Below are 23235 nucleotides of genomic sequence, written 5' to 3'. Positions count from 1 at the left end.
AAGATTGTTAAACAAAAATAAAGGGTGTTTTTCCTATGAGTATATTAACCGTGAAGAACCTTACTCACGGCTTTGGTGACCGAGCAATTTTTGATGATGTTTCTTTTCGACTACTAAAAGGTGAACATATTGGGTTAGTTGGCGCGAATGGCGAAGGTAAGTCTACCTTCATGAACATCATTACTGGTAAATTGGAGCCTGATGAGGGATCTATAGAGTGGTCAAAAAACGTAAGAGTTGGTTATCTTGACCAACATACAGTTTTAGAGAAAGGGATGTCGATTCGTGATGCGCTAAGGGGAGCGTTTCAGTATCTCTTTGACTACGAAACAGAAATGAATGAGCTTTTCGCAAAAATGGGCGAAGCATCTCCTGAAGAACTCGAAAAGTTAATGGAAGAAACCGGCACACTCCAGGACATGCTTACAAACAATGACTTTTACGTAATTGATGCCAAAGTAGAAGAAATTGCTCGTGGACTTGGTCTTGATGAAATCGGCCTCGAAAAAGACGTGCAAGATTTAAGTGGTGGACAGAGAACGAAAGTACTCCTTGCTAAGCTTCTCCTTGAGAAACCCGAAATCCTTCTACTCGATGAGCCGACAAACTATCTTGATGAACAGCATATTGTTTGGTTAAGGAGATATTTACAGGAATATGAGAATGCATTTATTCTGATTTCACATGATATTCCTTTCGTAAACAGCGTTATTAACTTGATCTATCACATGGAAAATCAAGAGCTTACAAGGTATGTGGGTGATTACGATAACTTCCGTGAAGTTTATGAAGTGAGAAAACAGCAGTTGGAATCTGCCTACAAAAAACAACAGCAGGAAATTTCTCAGCTGAAAGATTTCGTTGCACGAAACAAAGCGCGTGTCGCAACTCGTAATATGGCGATGTCTAGACAAAAGAAACTGGATAAGATGGATGTGATCGAGCTATCTAAAGAGAAACCTAAACCTGAGTTTAGATTCAAATCTGCTCGAGCATCAGGAAAGTTAGTTTTTGAAACGAACGACCTTGTCATTGGGTATGATGAGCCTCTTTCTCGCCCTCTTAATCTGACTATGGAACGAGGTCAGAAAATTGCTTTGATGGGTGCAAATGGTATTGGTAAGACAACACTATTACGGAGTATTCTTGGTGAGATCAAGCCCATAAGTGGTTCAGTAGAAAAAGGCGATTACCTTTATATTGGTTATTTCGAACAAGAAATCAAAACCAGAACCAACAACACATGTATTGAAGAAGTATGGAGGGAATTCCCTCACTACAGTCAGGCACAAATTCGTGCAGCTTTAGCTAAATGTGGATTAACAACAAAACACATCGAGAGTAAGGTAGACGTATTAAGTGGAGGGGAAAAAGCCAAAGTCCGCCTCTGTAAATTGTTAAATAATGAAACGAATCTACTCGTACTCGATGAGCCTACTAACCACCTAGACGTTGAAGCGAAAGCAGAGTTAAAACGCGCATTACAGGAATATAAAGGGAGCATCATTCTAATTTCCCACGAACCTGAATTCTACCAAGATGTCGCAACGGATGTATGGAACTGTGAAGATTGGACAACTAAATTAGTCTAAATATAATGAGACTTATCCTAGTTAAGGGATAAGTCTTTTTTAGAATCAATTTTTCTTTTTTGGTAAAAATAGGAGGGTTCATCCTTATAAGGAGGTTATCCTATTGAAATCAAATAAGCATTTGCCAGATGCCCCAGAACCTGTCTGGCAGGTAAACAAAACACTCACACGTTATCAAGCGCTTGAAGAAAATATTGAAGCAGACGTTGTGGTTGTAGGTGGAGGAATAGCGGGCATTACGTCTGCTTATCTTCTTGCAAACGAAGGGATTCGTGTTGTTCTTCTTGAGGCAAATCAGTTATTACACGGAACGACCGGTCATACAACAGCAAAGATCACAGCTCAGCATGACTTAATTTACGATGAGTTTCTTAATCATTTTGGAAAAGAAAAAGCACAGCAATACTATCAAGCAAATACAGAAGCTCTACAGTTCATTAAACAGACGATTGAAAAGGCATCTCTATCATGTTCGTTCTCTGAAGAAGAAGCGTACCTTTATGCAACGACGCCAGAGTACGCTAGAAAATTAACGAATGAAATGCGGGCTTACCAGCAGCTTGGTATACATGGTGAATTCGTGAACAGCTTGCCTCTTGATCTCAAAATTAATGCGGGTATTTTAATGAGAAATCAGGCTCAGTTTGATCCTGTTGCTTATTTAACACCCCTTGTCGAGAAATTCGTTGAAATGGGTGGTCACGTTTATGAACAAACTGTTGCGATCGATGTTCAGCAAGGTACGAAGCCAGTCGTTGTAACAAAAAACGGTCCTACTGTTACGTGCAATCATGTGTTAGCGTGCTCACATTTCCCTTTCTATGACGGCAACGCTCTTTATTTCTCACGGATGTATGCAGAAGCATCTTATGTAGTAGCAGCTACAACAAAAGAACCTTTTCCCGGTGGAATGTACTTAAGTGCTGAAGACCCTAAACGATCTCTAAGAAGCCACACCTTTAACGGTGAAAAGTTAGTGCTTTTTGGAGGTGAAAGTCATAAAACAGGGCAAGGAAATAGATTGAGCGATCATTATAAAGCACTTAAATTCTTTGCGGAAGAAACGCTTGGGGTCAAAGAAGTTGCATACAGATGGTCTGCTGAGGACTTTTATACTCTTGATAAGCTTCCGTACATAGGGCCTGTAACGAACAAACAGAGTAATGTTTTGATCGCAACTGGGTTTCACAAATGGGGTATGACAAATGGTACTGCTGCTGCCCTACTTTTCAAAGATTACGTATTAGGAAACGATAATCCTTATAAGGAGTTATTTTCACCATCCAGGTTTTATGCAGATCCAAGCATCAAGACATTCATGGTACAAAATGCCGATGTTGCAGGCCATTTTGTAAAAGGGAAGCTATCTATACCTAAGAAGAAAATTTCAGAGTTACAAGATGATGAGGGTGCTGTGGTTCGAATCAACGGGAGAAGAGCTGGCGCGTATAAAGATTCAGATGGGGCCGTTCACCTCGTTGATACCACGTGCACTCATCTCTATTGTGAAGTCGAGTGGAATGATGGTGACCGAACTTGGGATTGTCCGTGTCATGGATCTCGTTTCGGTTATGACGGTAAAGTTGTCGAAGGACCAGCGGACAGGCCGCTTACAAATTTATCAGATGAACTTGAATAGGAATACCGCCAGAGATAACCTTATCTCTGGCTTTTTTCATCCACATAAAGTCGTTTCGAGTATATCTGCCTATTTCCACGGAAATAATGCAAATTTCGCGGAAAGCCATTGTTATTGACACGTTCTCTGCCTCTCTTTTCAATTGAATTTTCTGTGAAGTTCAGCTTCCTTTACTTCCCCATCTTCACACGTTACACTGTACCTTATGATTTTATTTACCATGGTAAGTAATTGTGTAACGGAGGCTTATATGATTTCAACAAACGACATCTTTCATTCTCTAAATCAAAAGGTTCGCTTAATAACGAAAGAAGCTAACGAAAAACTAAAGGAATATAACTTATACAGCTCACAATGGGCAATTCTTTATTGTCTTGATCAATACGGCCCAATGAAGCAAACAGACATTTGGCAATACTTGAATGTCGAAGCACCTACGACTACTCGTACACTTGCACGTATGGAAAGTAATCATTGGATTTGCCGTTCTGAAGGAAAAGACAAACGAGAACGTATTGTATATCTGACTGATTATGCAGAAAGTAAACTTCCAGCTATTAAAAACGCTATCTTTCAGTTGGAAAAGTCGTTACTTTCTCACCTCACTGAAGATGAACAGGTTCAGTTCATGAACTTGTTAAACAAAATTGAATTTCAGAAAGAAGTGATATCATATGGCGACTAATAAACGTCCCATTTGGTCAAAAAGCTTTATCAATATCTTTGTCAGCAACCTATTCATTTTTGTTGTGTTCTACGCTCTGCTAACTCTACTTCCTATTTATGTTACGGATGCGATGGGCGGAACAGAATCTCAAGCTGGTTTGATCCTTACAATTTTCCTATTGTCTGCCATCTTTGTTCGACCTTTTTCTGGTAGATTAATAGACCGATTTGGTAAGAAGAAAATGCTTGTGATTAGTGCAGCCATGTTCGGCGTCGCTACATTTCTCTATCCAATAACGGATCACTATATCCCACTCTTGTTACTGCGCTTTTTTCACGGGATGTGGTTTAGCATAGTAACAACAGCCGCGGGTGCGATAGCTGCAGATTCTATTCCACGAGAGCGACGTGGTGAAGGGCTTGGCTATTTTGCGATGAGTATGAATGTAGCAGTAGTCGCAGGTCCATTTCTTGCACTTACGCTGCTTCAATACGTTTCCTATCTTTCTATTTTCATCGTTCTGAGTGCAATCATGGTTATTGGAATGCTTTGTACGGTCTGGGTCAAAACGATTGAACCTCAAGAACCTATTAAAAAGAAAAGTATCACGCTTGATGACTTATTCGAACGACGGGCTTTCCCAATCGCACTCGTAGGTCTATTCCTAGCATTTTCTTATGCAAGTGTCATATCTTATATTTCACTCTATGCTAAATCCATTGGATTACTTGATGCTGCTGGTTTCTTCTTCGCAGTGTTTGCTGTCGCTATGCTCGTTTCTAGACCCTTTACGGGAAGAATGTTTGATACGCTAGGACCAAATACAGTCATAAAGCCTGCTTTCATGTTCTATGCACTTGGTTTATTAACACTTAGCTTTACAGGTTCATCGTGGATGCTTCTAGTTGCAGGTGCTCTTATCGGTCTCGGATATGGTTCGATCGTTCCAAGCTTCCAAACACTTGCCATCCAAGCTGCTCCAGAATCAAGAAGTGCTCATGCAACAGCAACCTTTTTCACACTTTTTGATATCGGAATAGCTACCGGTTCGTATGTCCTTGGTCTGATCGTAACCTCTCTTGGATATTCAAACCTATATTTAGCACTAGCGATATTTGTAGCTGGCATCCTATTCTTCTATCAGTGGATGATGAACCGTCAACCAAAAGCAAAACAATTACAATCTCAACCAGATTATTAAGAAATAGTTACCATAACGATTTAATGGGTTGAAGTACTCGGGGAAAATAGCTATTATAGGGGAATGAATTTTTTTCTGAGAGAGAGATGACAACCATGCAAGTAATTGAAGAGATTAATTCCATTTTATGGGGACCGATCATGATCACTCTTCTTTTAGGTACCGGCCTGTTTTTCACGATTCGTCTTGGTTTTATCCAATTCACTGGTCTTAAAGAAGGGTTTCGTCAGACGTTCGGCCCACTATTTTCTAGAAAACAGAAAAAAGAAGGCATCTCCTCCTTCCAGGCACTTTCAACAGCAATTGCAGCACAAGTTGGTACAGGAAATCTAGCCGGTGTCGCAACAGCTATTGCTGCAGGTGGTCCGGGTGCGATCTTTTGGATGTGGATTTCCTCATTTTTAGGGATGGCAACGATATTTGCAGAAGCCGTTCTGGCGCAAAAATATCGCAAAAAAGAAAACGGAACTGTAAAAGGTGGTCCTGCGTACTATATACGTGATGGACTTGGTAGTAAGAAATTGGCTGTTTTCTTCGCGGTTGCTATCATTGCTGCCCTTGGTTTTGTTGGAAACATGGTGCAATCAAACTCAATCGCTGATGCCTTTCATACAGCTTTTCATATACCACCAATTGTAATAGGAATTGTCGTAGCCGTTCTTATTGGTTTAATTCTTCTTGGTGGAATTAAGCGAATTGCCACATTTGCAGGTAATGTTGTTCCTGTAATGGCTCTCCTTTATATTATCGGAGCCATAACCATTCTAATTATGAACATCGAACAGGTCATTCCAGCATTAACCCTAATCGTTGAATCAGCTTTCACACCAGAATCAGCTGGGGGCGGTGTGCTTGGGGCTTCTATTAAAGAAGCAATAAGATATGGCGTAGCGAGAGGATTGTTCTCCAATGAGGCCGGTATGGGTTCTACACCACATGCTCATGCTGTCGCTGAAGTTAAACACCCAGCCGAGCAGGGTTTTGTTGCGATGGTTGGTGTCCTAATCGATACGGTCATTATCTGTACCGTCACTGCACTCGTCATTCTTGTTACTGAAGGTGGAGGATCCAATCTAACTGGTATTGAACTCACCCAAGCTAGCTTTTCAAGTGGACTCGGAGACTTTGGTATATACTTCATCGCATTCAGTTTACTGTTCTTCAGTTTTACCACCATCCTTGGCTGGGCATACTTTGGTGAGACCAATGTAAACTTCTTATTCGGTGATAGAGGGGTACCTATCTATCGTGGACTAGTCCTTCTTTTCATTATCGCAGGTACTGTCCTTAACGTACCGTTCGTATGGCAGCTTGCCGATACATTCAATGCTTTTATGGTTCTTCCTAACTTAATTGCTCTGGTCGCACTTAGTGGAATCGTGAAGAAAGCATATAAAGAAATTAAGGCTTAATTTAAAAGAAAGCTAACCTCTTAATTGGAGGTTAGCTTTCTTTGTTTTATAGGTGTGTATTCATATTTAAGCTTTTTAATACAATCTCTTCTTCAGTAACATCTAATATATTTATTCCCGTATTGTCCTGAAAGATCTTACGATAATTTGAGAATGGCATTCCAAGAACACCGGCTAGGAAGAAGCGGATCGTATTATTATGTGCGACTACAAGCAACGTATCGTCAGGATGATTTTTAGCCATTTCTTTAAAGAAAGACGATGCTCTCTCATACATTTCCTTTGCCGTTTCCCCTGTTTTCCCAGCTCTCGTTTCCCAAGGGTTAGCCATCCAGCTATGCCAAGAATCTGGATCTTCAGCAATAAAGTCTTTCTTCGCTCTCCCTTCCCACTCTCCAAAATCACCTTCAAAAATACGTTCATCACACTGAACAGGTAGATCTTGATCGCCGAGCATGAGTTCTGCTGTATCACGTGCTCTAATTAGTGGAGAAGCATAGGCAGCATCAAAGCGCACATTCCTTAAGAAGTTTCCTGCATCGGTTGCCTGCTTTCTGCCAAGATTAGATAATCCTATGTCCGTTCTACCGCAATATAGATCACCAGCTGCGTTCCATTCACTTTCTCCATGTCTGACGAGATAAATACGCGTCATTCTTCGAATCCTCCTAGTTAACAAATGCTTTCAATAGTGTTTTATTAAGCTCCTACAGATCTATTCAGGTTTACTTGCGCTCATATTATCTAAAGCTTCAGTGTGCCAAATCTTTCGGTCTTCTCGCCCTTTCGATTGAGACAAAAATCGTCTCATTCTCACGGCCTCCAACGTCCTCCAAATTTAAACGGGCCACTTCCGCTTTTATTATTATGTCTTGCTAGTGTCCATCATGCAAGTCATAAAGAAATCCGCCAGTATTTACTGGCGGATTTGATTTACTGAACTGCTTGAAGACCTGCTTGGTTCAAGAAGTTCCATGGTTTATTAAAGTGTGGTTGGAAGAAGAAATCTACGAACCCTAAATCATCTACTGTCATGTTGTTCTGAATGCATACAGACAGGGTATTCATAGATTGTGTAACATCAGCTTTTGAAATAACTTGAGCTCCAACTATGCGACGGCTCTCCTCTTCATATACAACTTTTAATGTAATCACTTCATAGTCTGGCATAAATTCAGGGCGATTGTTTTCTTTTATTGTAATTGTTTTCACATTCATACCCGCAAGAACCGCTGCTTTTTCAGTTAAACCAGTTGACGCCATACTGTGGTCAAAGAGGTGCAAGCCTGAAGTACCCTGAGTTCCCATATACTTAATTGTCGGTTTCATGATATTTCTACCTACTAACGTTCCCATTCGTACAGCATTTGTTGCGAGGGGGATATATGCATGCTCACCAGTCGGGTTATATTTGATCGCACAGCTGTCTCCTGCTGCGAATATATCTTTATTACTTGTTCTCATATACTCATCTACGATGATTGCCCCATTATCCAACATGTCTACCTGTCCTTTTACAAGCTCAGTGTTCGGACGGAAGCCTACACAAAGAATAACAAGATCAGCACTGTATTCGCCTTTATTTGTATAAACCTTCGTTACTTTGCCCTCAGTTCCTTCGAAACGCGTTACCGTTTCATTTAGCGCAAGGTCGATTCCCTTTGTTTTGAAATCATCCTCTATAACGTCTGTGAACTCAGGATCCAAGTACTTGCTCAGAATGCGATCCTCACCATCGATGAGTGTTACTTCTTTTCCGTATTTCTGAAAAGATTCAACAAGTTCAACACCTATATAACCAGCTCCAATAACTGTGACACGTTCAGCATTCTCTGCTCTTTCAATGATTTTATTAGCTTGGTTATAGTTCTTTGATAGCAGGATATTATCGAGATCGATTCCTTGAATCGGAGGAACTACAGGCCAAGAGCCTGTTGCCATAACGAGTTTATCGAACTCATCCTCTAGTTGTTCACCTGTTTCTAGATTTTTCACTTTAATAGTCTTTTGATCGGAATCTATAGAAAGCACTTCATGCTTCATCTTCATGGTGACACCCATATTTTCTAACTGCTCAGGAGAAGAGTAGAATAATCCTTTAGGGTCTTTCACAACGCCACCAACATACAGTGCAATACCACAAGATAAGAACGATACGTTATCGTTACGTTCATAAACCGTAACCTCTGCTTCAGGATAGAGACTTGCTATATTAGAAACAGCTGCTGTTCCAGCATGTGTACAGCCAACTACTGCTACTTTCATTGATATTCCTCCTGTTTATGTGAAGATATTCACATGTTAGTTATCAGTTATGTGAAGTGTTTCACATTCAACTGTAACCTTAGTATAATCCAGGTTTGGAGATTTCACAATCATTATGCTCACTATTTCACAATTCCTTCACTTTTATTTTATCCATACTTCTTTTGGTGTGCTTTCTTTTTCTCTAAGTATTCTTCATCCGTTCTGACAATTTTCCACTTTTCTTCAAAGATCCTTGCTGATTCAGCTTTCTCATCATCAATTTGTCTTTCATTTACCTCGCCGTGGTCGTCATATTTTTTTCCGCCCTTATAATTCGCATAGCGACGAGACCTTGTGTATCCCATCTGAATAAATTTTCTAGCCATATCCATGCCTACAAAATCATCATTCTTTTTATATTCTTGAAACATGCGATAGATTTTTTCTGAAGATTCCATTGCAATTTCAGGTGTCTTAAATCTCCAGTACGGCAGGATTTCACTTTTGTAGGGCTCTACTAACAAGACTCCCTGCTCTCCCCGACCTACCCGATACTTCTCAGGACTTTTGCGAAAATCCACTTTTTTAAAATCAATATCATAATCAAAACTCATTTTAACTACCTCCTCTTGCGTAACTTTTCCCACTAAAAAGAAGAAGATAACCAGTTTTGGCCTATCAAGCAAAATAAGTTTCAAACAAACGTTTGATTGAATTCAAAAAAGGCGCCCATAAACCTACGGGCGCCTTGATATTTAGTGATGTGTTTCCTCTTCAACCATTTCTTTTAAATCAGCAAAATTTTCACCTTTGAACTGTTTTCCATCTACAAAAATGGCTGGGGTCTCGGTCACATTTAATTCTTTTGCATATTGTTCATCTTCGTTAACGGCACTTCTTCCAGCTCCATCGTTATATGCCTTCATAACTTCTTCCGTTTTTTCTTCACTAACTAACCCATTAAGCGTCTTCTTCAGAAATTCATCTGTAAAAGCTTGTTTCTCAGCTTTTGGGTTCTTAGGCTGTTCATCAAACATTACATGATGAAATTGCCAGAATATATCGTTCCCAAGAACTTGATAGACGACTTCAGAAAACCTTGCAGCTCGCTTTGAGTCCTCATGGATAACAGGATGATGAACATAATAGAACTTCACTTTACCCGTAGCTATGAGCTCTTCTTGTATTTGAGAGAAGAAACTTCCATTAAACTCCTTACAAGCAGGACATTTGTAGTCTCCGAATCCAACGATTTCAACAGGTGCTGTTGCTTCTCCAAGACTAGGCTGCTGATCTAAATCAAAGCTGTCAGCCTCTGATGATCCGTTTGAAACGATAAAAATGATGAGACCAATCAAAGCAATTCCTACTGCCCACAAGATTGGTCTTCGGTTCGACCTCGTCATCTTGCCACTCTCCTGTTAGTCTCTTGTTTCTACTTTCTGATTTGTTATTTCAAACGTCCAGCCCTTCTTCTTTAAGAATTCCCAAAGGCTATATGGACCACCGCCTCCTATCGTCAACGCAAAAGACATCGCCAAAAGAGCTATGTCCAATTCGTATCCACCTAACATTCCTGTTGAGCGCTTAACCGTAAGCAGCGCACCAATAAGAATGATAGAGAACAGCACGCTTACGACGCGAGTTCCGAGACCAAGAATCATTAACACACCACCGGTCAACTCAATAGTTCCTACTACATAAGCAAGGAACCCAGATAACCCAATTGTTTCAAAGAAAGCGACTGTATTTTCAATTCCGTCCGAAAACTTAAAGAACCCATGAGAGAAAAATAGGAGTCCAAGAGCAAGTCGAATTATTACTAACCCTATATGGGGGTAGGTCTTCATTATCGTTCCTCCCCAAGATATATTTTGACATCGTTCGACATATCTATTTATATCAAAGGTATCATAGCCAGATTGCTAATTGCAAAGCTATTTCGGTATTCACTGCTTTTCTTGGCGAATCATTGTGGCATTTCGAATAATTTGATTGATTACTTCTGAAAAGACAAGCCCAACTGCAATCGATCCTGAGATCATGAATGCTTTCGCTGCTAGATTGATTGCAGTATTATAATCATTCTGAACAAAGTTCCTCATCGCATCATAAGCAAGACCACCAGGAACAAGAGGGATAATTCCTGCAACACTAAAAATGATGACAGGTGTTCTATATACTTTAGCGAAAATTTGACTGATTACAGCTATGAAGAAAGATGCTGTCACTGTAGCGATTACAGCATCGATACCAGACTGCTCCATTAGATAATAAATAACCCAACCAGTCATCCCAACAAATCCACCTTTTAATAAGGAGGGTTTAGGGGCGTTAAACATCACACCAAAACCGGTGCTTGCAATAAAGCTTGTAATAAGCTGCGCAACGAGCGTCATCAACTTTCTTCCCTTCTATAAGAACGACACGACAACCGCTATCCCAGCTCCGATTGCAAAAGCCGTCAGAAATGCTTCTGCCCCTTTGGAGAGCCCAGATATAAGATGTCCTGCCATTAGATCTCGTACAGCATTCGTTATCAATAACCCCGGAACAAGCGGCATAACTGAGCCAATTATTATTTTATCAAGCTCAGTTCCTAATCCTGTATACACAAAGAAAACAGCCATTAGTCCAATAACAAATGATGCTAGAAACTCAGAGAAAAACTTGATAGGCACTAGCCGGTTAAACCACGTCACGCTAAAAAAGCCTCCTCCACCTGCTAGCACCGCAGGGAAAAAGTCATCCCAACTTCCTTGAAACATGATAAGAAAGCATCCACTTGCTATAGCAGCAGCAATTAATTGTGCACGAAATGTATATCGTTCTGATTGTTTATCTAGTTTCTCTAGCTCAGAGTAGGCTTCTTGTATAGATAGTTTCCCACCACTGATCCTTCTTGAAATACTGTTCACCTTTGCGACTTTATGGAGATCAGTCGTGCGCTCTAGGATACGAATCAACTGTGTTTTTGATGGTTCTGGTCCTTCTACTGTGAAGAATATCCCTGTTGGCGTAACGTAACTATCGGAATTTGCAGCACCAAAAGCTTCAGCTATTCTTCTCATCGTATCTTCAACGCGATACGTTTCTCCACCATTCTGGAGCATAACCTTGCCAGCAAGTAGACACACTTGAATGACCTCGTATGTATGTGTAAGTTGTTTTTCCATGAATTTCTCCTGACAAGTTAATTCTAATTCTATATAATCATTAGTTTATATGAACAGTATATTCTTTATCCAATCCTTCTGTATACAGAACTATGACCATTTGATGATAAAAAACAAGCGCAGGTTGTCACCTGCGCTTTAGTTCGATACTCGTTGCATTTGAGTATAAATGGACATATAGGCATTCGATTCTTCGATTTTCCCCATCTCTCTGTACACTTTCGTTAACCATTGTACAGGAGTAGGATCCGTTGGATGCATTTCCATTTCCCAATCGAAACATTTGATCGCTTCGTCGTACTGACTTAGTTTGTGGTAGAGCTTTCCTAGTTGAAACTGCTTATCTGGGTCATCTTGTATCTCTGCCATCGTCTGGATCGACGTCAAGATAGGGAGATCTTTATTATCTTCGTACAAAGGTTTGAGCCAGTTGAAGACAAAGTCGATATCGTCCTTCTCAAGAAGTTTCGGGACTAATGTCTGGAGGAGCTGAGGGAGGTGTCGGCGATTTCCTTGTACGCATAAACATTTTTGTAAAAGTGTGAGTTCGATACCGTCCATATCAGTTGCTGGATCATTAAACACATCTATTAAATGTTGACATTCTTCGTCTGTGATTTCGCCTTGTCGTGATGAAAGTAAGTTTACAGCTTCAGTGGTTTTCTTTAATTCGATTAAGGAGTGAAAAACCTGTTTACGGAGAACATTTAAATGTGGCGCTTCATCATACATGTTCCATAATAGGAGCGCCCGTTCTTGATTTGAAAGAGGAAAATCGATAGCAGGTAGTGGTTCTTCTTTCTTATTTTGAGAGGATTGGAGGTATGTCTTTAGAGTAAGAGCAGAGTGGTCGATCTTTCGACCATTACGTTTATATAGGGACTTAAGATACGTTATGTTGTTTGGTAAATCTTTATATGCATGAACTTCTGCGTACAGAGGGTCTGCTGCATGAAGGTCTTGCCCTCCCCATTCATAGATCGATTTTACTTTTTGAAATTCTAACTGATTGGACAGTTCTTGGGCCCATTTTGTTGAAAAGTCTGCATATAAAGCTACCATAAGAATTTGGAATGCAAGACGAAGCTGGCCGTTTCTTCTATAGTCATAAAAGTACTTTCTCTGTAATTGTATGATTTTTTCTTTTGGAAGGAATGAATCGAAATAGGAAAAGATAAAGACTACTTCTTGAGGAGAATACTTTTTTTGAATGTCTTGTAAGACGTGTTTCGTGGACTTTAATACAATGGTGTGAGGATCAAGGAATTTTGTGATCAATGGGTGTGGGGCATTTAGAACAATACCTTCCTGAAAGGCTTTTTCTATGAGGGATCCGGGCTGTACTTCTAAACTTTTACCAGTAATAAAATCATTTTGATAAAAGAAAAGATAGAACTTACTACCGTTCGCCTTCACCGCCTCCACAATCTTCATCCTATGATGAATCGCCATACGTTCTATTCGTAGTTGGACAGGCTTGTGATTCGAGATGAGTGTGACGCTTTGTTTTTGCTCGATCATTCAAATCCCTCCGGGCAGTGCTGATTTTATTGCTACCCTTATTCTACCATTCAATTGCCTGAGAGAAAAGCAAACTAAGGAAGCCCGATTACCCATTCCTTTATTTGGATAACGTTTTGATGTTAGCTTTTCTAACATGTTTTCTAGAATATTTGCTTTTCAGCGTGTATAATAGGTTTTTGTATTTCAGAAAAGTCAATTTGAACTATCTGAAAAGTTAAATTTTTATAAAAAATTCCAGTATCTGAGTTATTTTTGACTTCATAATGGGAAGATGTGTTATATAACATATTCTTCTCAAAATCTAATAAATAGGGGGAAATACATATGGATCTTTTAGAATCGATTGTATCCGCCGGAAACACGCTCGTCTGGTCGAACGTCTTAATCTTTGTCCTGATTGGCGTAGGACTGTATTTCACAATACGCTCGCGTTTTGTGCAATTCCGTCTTTTCGGTGAAATGTTCCATGTCCTTGCAGAAAAAGACACGATGAAAGGTAGAAAGAAATCAGTTTCCAGCTTGCAAGCATTCTTCATCAGTACAGCATCTCGTGTAGGTACTGGTAACCTTGCAGGTGTTGCGTCTGCCGTTAGTATCGGTGGCCCTGGTGCAGTATTCTGGATGTGGCTGATCGCATTACTAGGGGCTGCAAGTGGTTTTGTCGAAAGTACACTTGCCCAAATTTATAAAGTACGTGACGGAGACGACTTCCGCGGTGGTCCTGCATACTACATGCAGCGTGCACTTAAAGCAAGATGGTTGGGTATAATCTTCGCTGTCCTCATCACATTTAGTTTCGGTCTCGTCTTTAACTCTGTACAATCAAACACGATCGCACTCGCATTCGAGAATTCTTTTGATGTCAATCGTTGGGTTCTAGGCGCGATTCTTACTGTAGCAACCGCAATCATCATCTTCGGTGGTGTTCGCCGAATCGCTGTTGTTTCACAAATTATTGTTCCGATCATGGCAGGTATTTATGTTATTGTTGCGCTATACGTACTAATCGTTAACTTTGCACAGGTACCAGACATGTTCGCACTCATCTTCCAACATGCATTTGGATTTAAAGAAGTAACAGGTGGTGGTGTTGGTGCAGCCATGATGCTTGGTATTAAACGTGGATTGTTCTCTAACGAAGCTGGTATGGGTAGTGCACCAAACGCCGCTGCGACTGCAGATGTATCACACCCAGTAAAACAAGGTCTTATTCAAGCACTTGGCGTATTCGTAGATACGCTATTAATCGCTACTGCTACTGCATTTATGATTTTGATGTCTGATGGATATGTTGATTCTAAACTTGATGGTGTACAGTTAACCCAAGAAGCGATGAACCAACATCTTGGTGGGGGAGCAGGAATATTCGTAGCCATCGCCGTTCTACTCTTTGCCTTTAGTTCGATTATAGGGAACTACTACTATGGTGAGACGAATATTGAATTCATCAAATCTAGCCCAACAGCTAAATTTATTTATCGTCTAGCCGTTCTAGGCATGGTTATGTTTGGAGCGAATGCCGGATTTGGAATCGTTTGGAGCATGGCCGATCTTTCAATGGGACTCATGGCATTACTCAACTTAATAGTCATTGCGATCATTGGTAAGATTGCTTTCGTTGCTCTTAAAGATTATCGCGACCAACGAAAAGCTGGACAAGATCCTCAGTTCTACAAAGATACGATCAAAGGTCTAGAATCAGACATCTGGACAGATAAACCAGTACAAGATAAATCTAACTAATACACTTTTTTTACCCTCTGACGAATTAGCAAGTTTGGCTAATCTCTTCAGGGGGTATTTTGTTTTTAAGTTAACTTTGAAAGGAGCGTGCTATAAGATGAGTAATAACAAAGGCTTAAGTGACAAAGTAAAAGGTGCCGTTTCTAAAACAAAAGGTGAGCTTAAAGATCAAGTAGGAAATGCAAAAGACGATCCTAAGATGCAAGAAGAAGGCAAACGAGATAAATCAAAAGGTGAATACCAGGAACGCAAAGGTGATGTGAAAGACAAGTAAGTTTACTTTAGGATAAAAACGCCCTCTCGAATTTCTTCGAGAGGGCGTTTTGTTTCGACATTATTCTAGCTAAACCGGGTGGTGCCAGGCACTACTACTTCACTTCTTCGATCTTCACATTATCCAGAGTAATTGTAGCAGGCACTGATTCACCATTAACCTTACCAAGTTCAAACACGAGTTTTCCGTTCACATTTGTGTCTTGATTCATGACAAACTCCATTGTTTGGGTTTTCATTTCTTCTGTAATCGAGATTACTTTAGGTTCTGTGAACGTGTTAAACCAAGGATCATTACTTAAAGGCTCACCGATTACAAGCTTAATATCTCTGGCTATTGAAGACTTAGCATCAAAGGATACTTGATACGTCTTCCCGTTTTCCAGCACTAGATTTTCCTGGAATACCTGTGGGCTATAAGATTGTGCGCCTGTTTTAGAGATTGCCACTTCAAGTTGTCCGTTAACAACTGAAGCGTCTCCTTCAGCAACTCCACTCCATTGGTCTCCCCACCAAGTTCCCCAGTGAGCCAAATTTTGTGCAAAATCACCATTTGATACAATACCTTCAGTGGAGTTTTCAGGTACAAAAGAGAACCAATCCACATTCACATTAGGTGCATTTAATTGTAGCGTTTGGATACCTTCATTTAAATAAATCGTATCAGTTACAGTCTTGAATGCACCCCATCCGCCTGTTCTAGCAACATTAATCGATGTTTTTCCATCAGCATCTTCAGGAGTGATTTCACTCATTCCACGTGTACCGTTGTAAACGTTGCCTGCTTTACTTAATAATGTCACACTTCCATTATCTCGATCAGTTGCAACGTGATAACGTACTGTATAGTCGCCTGCTTCCTTAACGTCTACGGCATATTGCATCCAATCGCCTTCATCAATCCAGCCAACGCTGCCGCCGTCCTCGCCAACTTGCACGCCTGACATCGTTTGGAAAGCTTCTGCTTCTAATTTTGTTGCGCCATCGATCGTTACAGGTGGTGAAACACGTTTCATTTGAACATTATCGATTGCTACTGCTGAACGTTGACCACCAAGTAAGAACTCAAACACACTCTTTGGATCCGAGTCGTTCAACTGAAGTGTTAGTTGATATGATTTCATCTCGTCGGTTAGCTTTATATCATCTTTACGAGCTAATTCGGCATTTAAATCTTCATTTCTTACTCGGACACCGATTGATCTCACTTCATCCGCTTTTGCATCAAAAGTCAGAACACAAGTCCCTTGTTCTAGATTCAGCTTATCCTGAGTAAGGCGTACATCATCTAGACTAGAGGATTTTTTGACATTAACCTTCATTTCTCTTTGATAAACAGCTGGATCTACTGATGTACGTGCTTTTACTTTCTTATCTAAATTCAAATTCCAGAACACCTTACGGTCATCGCCTTGATCGAATGTACCGTTATAAATGTAGTTACCGTCTGGAAGAATTTTTTTGGATGCATTAGGATCTTTCGGTAGCTTCGTTAAGCTGACGTTATCAATCCAAACAGGTAAGTCTGAGCTTTGTCCCATATTAAATTCGATGCGTGCATTTGCATCTGTTGTATCTTCCATGTCAAATTCAAAAGCATATTCCTTCGATTCTGAAGTAAGCGCGATTGTTTTATCTGCTAGATATCTTGTAAAGCTTCTTTCTGGACTAGAAACGTTAACAACCATATTACGGTTGTCAGTGGATCGTGCATTGAACGTTAGCTTGTACCGTTCCCCATTTTCAATTGGAAGATGTGATTGCACAAGCTGAATACCATATGTTTCAGAACCAGGTTTTGAGATTTCGACCTTCACTTCACCATTGTCCACTATTGCTGATCCTTCTCCTGCAAAACCAGAACCAGGTTCAAACGGCTGGAAAGCCCAATACTCTAAATCAGAATCGAAACTTCCATTGTAGACATAGTCACCATCAATTGGCTCTCTTAAATTTTCAACAGTCTCCCCAGAACCTGGACGTTCACCAGCCTCACGATATTCGCCATCAAGCTCATAGACCTTCACATAATCGACAAGCATCTTATTAGGGAAGGTGGTGGTTTCATCAGGGTAACCAGGCCAGTTTCCACCGACAGCTAAATTAAGCTGCAAGAAAAAGTCGCGATCAAATGGAGCAGGATACGTATACGGTGCTGCTTCATCTTCGCTCTTCGTAAACCAATCGTTTTGCTTTGAATAAAGAATACCATCTACATACCAGCGAAACTCGCCAGGTTCCCAATCTACAGTAAATGTATGATAGTCATCTGAGAAATCACCTACAGGAAGCTTATACTTTTCGCCCGTATTCTTCCATGGTTTTCCGTAATGAAGCGTTCCATGTACTGTGTCCGGTTCATGACCTAGAAGTTCCATAATATCGATTTCTCCAGTAGCAGGCCATCCAGAATAAAGGTCATAATCTGTTGGCATCATCCAAATTGCTGGCCACATGCCCTGCCCTTTTGGAAGCTTCGCGCGAATTTCATAACGACCGTACGTCCAATCGCCTTTGTTCTCAGTAGTCAGCTTCGCTGAAGTGTAGTCATTACCGCCATACTGCTCTTTGTGTGCTTCAATGACGAGTGAACCATCTTCAACACGCGCATTTTTCTCACGGCTCGTATAGTTCTGCCACTCATTATTTCCATAACCACCGCCACCTTCGATGAAGTTCCACTTATCTTCATCAATGGCGGTTCCATCAAAGTCATCTTCCCAAACAATGTTCCAGTCTTCGTCCCGAACATCATTTTTCTTAAGTGTTAGCTGTTTGAAGTCGACTACTTCTTGATTTACATTTACCACATAGACCATTACATACTTGTTGATTGCTGCATCCACACCAGAAATGTCCGCCCCAGATTGATAAGGATTCGTAACAGTACGATCGTTTGGCACAGCTTGCCCTTTTTCCACGGTAATTGGCTTGTGAGATATTTTAACAGCGAGATGGTGACCGTCCTGTACGGAAGCTTTCACTCTTGTTGTTCCATGAAGCTTTCCTTTTGTTGCGACAGGATTAAACTGCGCGTTAACAGCCACTTCACTTTTCTCACCTTTTCCTTTATCGGTGCTCGATGCAGCGGTTGGTACCATTGGACTAAGAACTAGGACGCCAGCAAGCATAACAGATAGTGCGTTTCGCATATTGGATGTTGTCCCCCTCATAATCTTTTTAGATAAGAAGCGTTGAGATTGAATGACCTGTCAGTTCTACCTGGAACGTTTCTCCGTTTAAATCTGCAGACACTTTAACCGATTCATCACCTTGATTCATCATTACAATGACGATTTCTCCTGATGGATTACGGAAAGTTGTCGTTTGAATCTTTTCACTTGAGTTTGTATGCTCGATTCTGACTGCACCAGGCTTCACATATTTACTAAAATGGCCGATGTAATAAAATGAGCTATTGTAGTGAACTTCATCCTTTTTCGTATCGACAATGACTGGGGCATCACAGTAGTTACCAACATGATTTGGACCGCCCTCTTCATTCAGTACGATGTTCCAATCGATCCATGCCTCTAAATGATTGTTGATATCCCCCATAATGTTACGAGCATAGCGCTCGCCAGTATGCCATGCACCGAGCTGTACGCCACCTTCAATGCATCCCTCTGTGAAGATAAGATGCTTATCAGGAAACTCGTCATGAACTTTTGAAAGGTTTTCGAATTCCTCTGATACATACCAGTGTAGACCTGTGCCCCACACATACTGTGCTGCTTCTGGGTCAGAAAGGACGGTCTTCGCTCTTTCATAAACAACGTCGCGGTTGTGATCCCAGATGATTACCTTAAGGTCATTTTTTCCACGCTTCTGTAACGTTGGCCCAAGATGATCTTTAATGAAATCGCGTTCTTCTTCAGCTGTATAAAGGCAAGAATCCCAAACTTGTTTTGCCTCTGGCTCATTTTGAATCGTAATACCCCAGATTGGGATCCCTTCATCTTCCATCGCCTCTATGTACTTCACATAATACTCCGCCCAAATCGGCATATATTCTGGTAGCAGCTTGCCTCCATGATTCATTTCATTCGTATCTTTCATCCAAGCAGGTGGACTCCACGGTGAGGAAACAATTGTTAAGTTATCCCCTACAATTTTTGCTGCATCCTTAATTAATGGAATAACAAGCTCTCTTTCTCTTTCGATCGAAAAACTTTCGAGCGTAGTGTCTCCCTCGTCTACATACGTATAGTTGCCAAGTGCAAAATCACAGCTATGAATGTGCGTTCTTCCAAGACGATAGCCAAGACCGTCGACAGGATCAAAATATCGATGAAGGATTTCATCACGTTTTTCTTTACTAATTAAAGAAAGGGAGTAAGCAGATGCTTCAGTAAAAGCACCGCCAAATCCCATTATTGTTTGAAATGTTTTTTCTGTATTAATTGAAAGTTGTACTGCATCATCAGCGGGTGCTGAAGTGAAGGAAACTGGTTCCTTCACTTGCAGGCGATCCCCCGTATCTCTAGCTGTCTGAATATGTGTAATCGTTTTAGTAATCAACTTAATGCTCCTTTCGGATTATGCGTTAAGAGGTGCTACTGCTCCTCTGTTTTTCACGACTTCTGAATACCATCGTGCACTATCTTTCCAGACTCTTTCTTGTGTTTGATAATCTACATAAATGATGCCGAATCGCTTGTCATATCCGAAGCTCCACTCAAAGTTATCAAGCAATGACCATAAGAAATACCCTTGAATGTTCATGCCTTCTTCGTTCAGGTCAGACACTGCTTGAAGATGTTTGTTAACATAGTCAATTCTCTTTTGGTCATTTACGCGGCCATTCTCAAGCTTGTCATCATATGCTGCACCGTTTTCAGTGATATAGATCGGTAGATTCGTATACTCATTTCTAAGCCTTCGAATAAGATCTTTAAATTCTTCTGGCGCAATATCCCAGCCCATCCCTGTCTTCTCGTAATCAGAATGAGCACCAGCTGTTAAGAAATCATTTGCGGCATTGAATTCTACAAGACCACGGCTGTAGTAGTTAATGCCAAAGAAATCACACGGTGTAGAAATCGTCTCTAAATCGCCCTCTTTAATAAAGTCATAAGAATGGACGTATTTAGAGAAGAGATTCATCATATCTACAGGATAGCTGCCTTTAAAAACAGGATCTAAGAACCAGCGATTAGAGTAGCCATCTGAATTATTAGCAGCAAGACGATCATTCACAGAATCTGTTTTTGGATATACGGGTGAAAGGTTTAACGTGATACCGATCGATGTTTTCGACTTAAAGTCTTGCTTCAGCATGTTAACTGCTTCCCCATGTGAAAGAAGCATATGGTGGACAGCGCGAACTGCTTCATCAAGGTTTCTGTGACCCGGTGCATGTACGCCAAGATGATACCCTAGGAAACCTGCACACCACGGCTCGTTATGTGTAATCCATGAATCTACTAAATCATCAAGCTCTCGGAAACAAACTTCTGCGTACTCAAGGAACCACTTTACAGAATCTCGATTTACCCAGCCGCCTTCATCGTGCGCCCACATTGGAAGATCCCAGTGATACAGCGTTACAGCGGGTTTAATACCTTCTTCTCGTAAACGTTTAGCAAGGGTTTTATAAAACGCCATTCCTTCTGCGTTGTATACCCCTTTTGCAGGGAAGATACGAGGCCATGCAATTGAAAATCGATAAGAATCTACACCAAGATCTTTAATAATTTGAATATCTTCTTCGTAGCGATTGTAGTGGTCACAAGCTACATCGCCATTATGACCCTCGTGAACTTTTCCAGGAATATCACAGAACATATCCCAGATCGAAGGCGTTCTACCACCTTCCTGGTATGCTCCTTCTATTTGATAAGAAGATGTTGCCGTTCCGAACGTAAATTGCTTATCAAACTTCATTAACCTTCACTCCTCTATTCCTTAACAGCTCCTGCTGAGATACTGTTGATAATGTATTTAGACAAGAATAAGAATGCGATCATGATCGGTACTACTGAAATAGCGATACCAAGGTACATAGATCCTAGATTTTGTGCAACCTGAGACCCTTTCAAGAAGCCCATCAATACAGGCAACGTGTATTTCTCTGGTGAGAAAAGAATAACAAGCGGCATAATGTAATTGTTCCATGAACCGATGAATGTAAAGATCGACATCGTTGCAACTGCCGGCATCATGATTGGAATCGCTACAGTATGGAATATTCTCAACTCACTTGCTCCGTCGATTCTTGCCGCTTCTATTAAACTTGGGTGAAGCGTTGTTTTAATATACTGACGTAAGAAGAACACCACGAATGGACTGGCAATTGCAGGCACGATAAGTGGGATAAACGTATCTAGAATACCTAGTGTTTTACTAAGCTCGTAGAAACCGATTAACCCTAGCTGACCCGGAACCATCATCATGACAAGCATGAAGACAAAGAGACCATTCTTACCTTTGAATTCATAGAAAGCAAAACCATATGCAGTAAGTGCTGAGAAGTAGCCTGTAAGTACTGTTACCAGAACTGAGATAATGAGGCTGTTCTTAAAACCGTTCCAAATATTCACATACTCCATCATCGTTCTGTAGTTTTCTAGTAGTGAACTACCTGGAATTAATGTAAAACCTGTTAGAATTGCATCATTTGAACGAGTCGCGTTTACAAGCATCATTAAGAATGGGATAAAACATACGATAGCCATCAAAATGAGAAGAGCGTATATAATACCCTTAACCATCGACCGACGTTTCTTGATTTTCATCTCATGCGGCAATAGGACTTTCTCTGACTCATGATTTTGAGGGACACCTTTTTCAAGTTCAGTTCTGTCTATCATGATTACACCTGCCTCGCTTGTTTACGTTCGTTACGGTACATCGACTTGAATACGATTGCTGAGAAGATGATCGTAATGATGAATAGACCATAAGCTACTGCAGCTGCATATCCATAGTTGTTATATTTGAATGCTTGGTTGTACAAGTACAACACCATCGTATTAAGTGAGCCATCAGGAGATCCGATTCCATCCGTTAATAGCATTGGTAGGTCAAACAACTGAAGACCACCGATTAGAGAAGTAATCATAATGTACAAAAGAATAGGCTTTAATAATGGCAATGTAATGTGAAAGAATGTTTGCATTCTCGTTGCACCGTCAATTAGAGCTGCTTCGTAGTAGTCTTTAGAGATACCTGACACTCCAGCCATGACTACAATGAAGGAATGACCAAACCACATCCACGTTAAAATCAGGGAAACGGATAACTGAGCGGTTGCTGGTTCGTTCAACCAGTTGATCGGCTGAGAAATTAGACCAAGGTTCATCAAAACTATATTTAAAGAGCCGTGCTGCCAATCTAGTAAAATCCCAAACAACAACGCTACTGAACTTACTGTGATTAAGTTTGGAAGGTAGAAGATCGAGCGAAAGAACGCTAAACCTTTCATTTTCACACGCATATCTGAGAATATTGCTGCAAGAATAAGAGCAATTCCAATTTGAAGTGCGAAGTTAATGCCCCAAATCTTCCATGTGTTGAAAAACGCTTCAACAAAGAATGTATCTGTTAAAAGACGTTGGTAATTCGCAAGGCCAACTACTTCTGCTACTCCGCTACCGCTATAATTTGTAAAGCTATAATAGAACGTTAGAGCGACGGGATATATATTAAAAACGAGAAAGATGATCCAAAACGGGGCAATGAAGAAATAGCCATACCGATTTAGGTTCTTCATTTCATCGCACTCCTTTCAAAATTAAGATAAGCGGTATAAAATTTTAT

The 23235-nt window shown here is 40.6% G+C and carries 20 protein-coding genes; 7 read left to right on the top strand and 13 right to left on the bottom strand.

The window, feature by feature from the left end; translation table 11 throughout:
* The first annotated feature begins 35 nt into the window (after positions 1–35).
* The 5 genes from LCM09_RS18695 to LCM09_RS18675 all read left to right on the top strand — a co-directional run bounded on the left by LCM09_RS18695 (position 36) and on the right by LCM09_RS18675 (position 6511).
* Positions 36–1592: an ABC-F family ATP-binding cassette domain-containing protein gene (locus LCM09_RS18695; RefSeq protein WP_224884982.1), complete on the top strand. Its 1557-nt coding sequence runs from the start codon at positions 36–38 to the stop codon at positions 1590–1592.
* Between the two features lie 103 nt (positions 1593–1695).
* Entirely contained in the window at positions 1696–3231 is a 1536-nt protein-coding gene (locus tag LCM09_RS18690) for an FAD-dependent oxidoreductase (protein WP_224884980.1), read from the top strand.
* A 250-nt stretch (positions 3232–3481) separates the two neighbouring features.
* The gene (locus LCM09_RS18685) at positions 3482–3916 is read left to right on the top strand and encodes a MarR family winged helix-turn-helix transcriptional regulator (protein ID WP_224884977.1); all 435 of its coding nucleotides are present in this window, start codon (positions 3482–3484) and stop codon (positions 3914–3916) included.
* Positions 3906–5099: an MFS transporter gene (locus LCM09_RS18680; RefSeq protein ID WP_224884975.1), complete on the top strand. Its 1194-nt coding sequence runs from the start codon at positions 3906–3908 to the stop codon at positions 5097–5099. Before LCM09_RS18685 ends, LCM09_RS18680 begins: the two co-directional genes overlap by 11 nt.
* Positions 5100–5185: 86 nt before the next feature.
* A complete protein-coding gene (locus LCM09_RS18675) occupies positions 5186–6511 on the top strand; it encodes an alanine/glycine:cation symporter family protein (RefSeq protein ID WP_224884973.1) in 1326 nt (441 codons plus the stop codon).
* Positions 6512–6557: 46 nt separating this feature from the next.
* Here LCM09_RS18675 and LCM09_RS18670 read toward each other — a convergent pair whose 3' ends face one another.
* From LCM09_RS18670 to LCM09_RS18635, 8 genes are all read right to left on the bottom strand, one after another.
* Complete coding sequence (locus LCM09_RS18670) at positions 6558–7166, bottom strand: histidine phosphatase family protein (protein ID WP_224884971.1); 609 nt, start codon at positions 7164–7166, stop codon at positions 6558–6560.
* Positions 7167–7444: 278 nt separating this feature from the next.
* Complete coding sequence (locus tag LCM09_RS18665) at positions 7445–8776, bottom strand: FAD-dependent oxidoreductase (RefSeq protein ID WP_224884969.1); 1332 nt, start codon at positions 8774–8776, stop codon at positions 7445–7447.
* Positions 8777–8925: 149 nt separating this feature from the next.
* Positions 8926–9372 (bottom strand): DUF4385 domain-containing protein, encoded by a 447-nt coding sequence (locus tag LCM09_RS18660; RefSeq protein ID WP_224884968.1) that lies wholly within the window; start codon positions 9370–9372, stop codon positions 8926–8928.
* A gap of 141 nt (positions 9373–9513) precedes the next feature.
* Positions 9514–10164: a DsbA family protein gene (locus LCM09_RS18655; RefSeq protein ID WP_224884966.1), complete on the bottom strand. Its 651-nt coding sequence runs from the start codon at positions 10162–10164 to the stop codon at positions 9514–9516.
* 15 nt (positions 10165–10179) lie between these two features.
* Positions 10180–10608, bottom strand: coding sequence for a DoxX family protein (locus LCM09_RS18650; protein ID WP_224884964.1), 429 nt, complete (start codon positions 10606–10608; stop codon positions 10180–10182).
* A 99-nt stretch (positions 10609–10707) separates the two neighbouring features.
* Positions 10708–11157 carry a threonine/serine exporter family protein gene (locus LCM09_RS18645; protein WP_224884962.1) on the bottom strand — a complete coding sequence of 150 codons (450 nt, stop codon included), beginning with the start codon at positions 11155–11157 and terminating at the stop codon, positions 10708–10710.
* Between the two features lie 15 nt (positions 11158–11172).
* Positions 11173–11934, bottom strand: a complete 762-nt coding sequence (locus LCM09_RS18640; RefSeq protein WP_224884960.1) for a threonine/serine exporter family protein — start codon at positions 11932–11934, stop codon at positions 11173–11175.
* A 138-nt stretch (positions 11935–12072) separates the two neighbouring features.
* The gene (locus LCM09_RS18635) at positions 12073–13455 is read right to left on the bottom strand and encodes a tetratricopeptide repeat protein (RefSeq protein WP_224884958.1); all 1383 of its coding nucleotides are present in this window, start codon (positions 13453–13455) and stop codon (positions 12073–12075) included.
* Between the two features lie 327 nt (positions 13456–13782).
* On the opposite strand from LCM09_RS18635, the gene LCM09_RS18630 reads away from it, so the two are divergent.
* Both LCM09_RS18630 and LCM09_RS18625 read left to right on the top strand, forming a co-directional pair.
* Positions 13783–15201, top strand: a complete 1419-nt coding sequence (locus LCM09_RS18630; protein WP_224884957.1) for an alanine/glycine:cation symporter family protein — start codon at positions 13783–13785, stop codon at positions 15199–15201.
* Between the two features lie 97 nt (positions 15202–15298).
* Positions 15299–15475 (top strand): CsbD family protein, encoded by a 177-nt coding sequence (locus tag LCM09_RS18625; RefSeq protein ID WP_224884955.1) that lies wholly within the window; start codon positions 15299–15301, stop codon positions 15473–15475.
* A 94-nt stretch (positions 15476–15569) separates the two neighbouring features.
* Here LCM09_RS18625 and LCM09_RS18620 read toward each other — a convergent pair whose 3' ends face one another.
* The 5 genes from LCM09_RS18620 to LCM09_RS18600 all read right to left on the bottom strand — a co-directional run bounded on the left by LCM09_RS18620 (position 15570) and on the right by LCM09_RS18600 (position 23188).
* On the bottom strand, positions 15570–18626 hold the full coding sequence (locus LCM09_RS18620) for a carbohydrate binding domain-containing protein (RefSeq protein WP_224884953.1): 3057 nt from the start codon (positions 18624–18626) through the stop codon (positions 15570–15572).
* Positions 18627–18654: 28 nt separating this feature from the next.
* A complete protein-coding gene (locus tag LCM09_RS18615; RefSeq protein WP_224885141.1) occupies positions 18655–19992 on the bottom strand; it encodes a glycoside hydrolase family 30 protein in 1338 nt (445 codons plus the stop codon).
* A 21-nt stretch (positions 19993–20013) separates the two neighbouring features.
* On the bottom strand, positions 20014–21360 hold the full coding sequence (locus LCM09_RS18610) for a GH1 family beta-glucosidase (protein ID WP_224884951.1): 1347 nt from the start codon (positions 21358–21360) through the stop codon (positions 20014–20016).
* 14 nt (positions 21361–21374) lie between these two features.
* The gene (locus LCM09_RS18605; protein ID WP_224885139.1) at positions 21375–22211 is read right to left on the bottom strand and encodes a carbohydrate ABC transporter permease; all 837 of its coding nucleotides are present in this window, start codon (positions 22209–22211) and stop codon (positions 21375–21377) included.
* 77 nt (positions 22212–22288) lie between these two features.
* Entirely contained in the window at positions 22289–23188 is a 900-nt protein-coding gene (locus LCM09_RS18600; protein ID WP_224884949.1) for a carbohydrate ABC transporter permease, read from the bottom strand.
* Between the last annotated feature and the right edge of the window lie 47 nt (positions 23189–23235).

Source organism: Guptibacillus algicola (genome assembly GCF_020171805.1).
GTDB classification, from domain to species: domain Bacteria; phylum Bacillota; class Bacilli; order Bacillales; family Guptibacillaceae; genus Guptibacillus; species Guptibacillus algicola.
The sequence above is the reverse complement of the archived record's forward strand: the minus strand, read 5'-3'. Positions and strand labels throughout refer to the sequence as shown.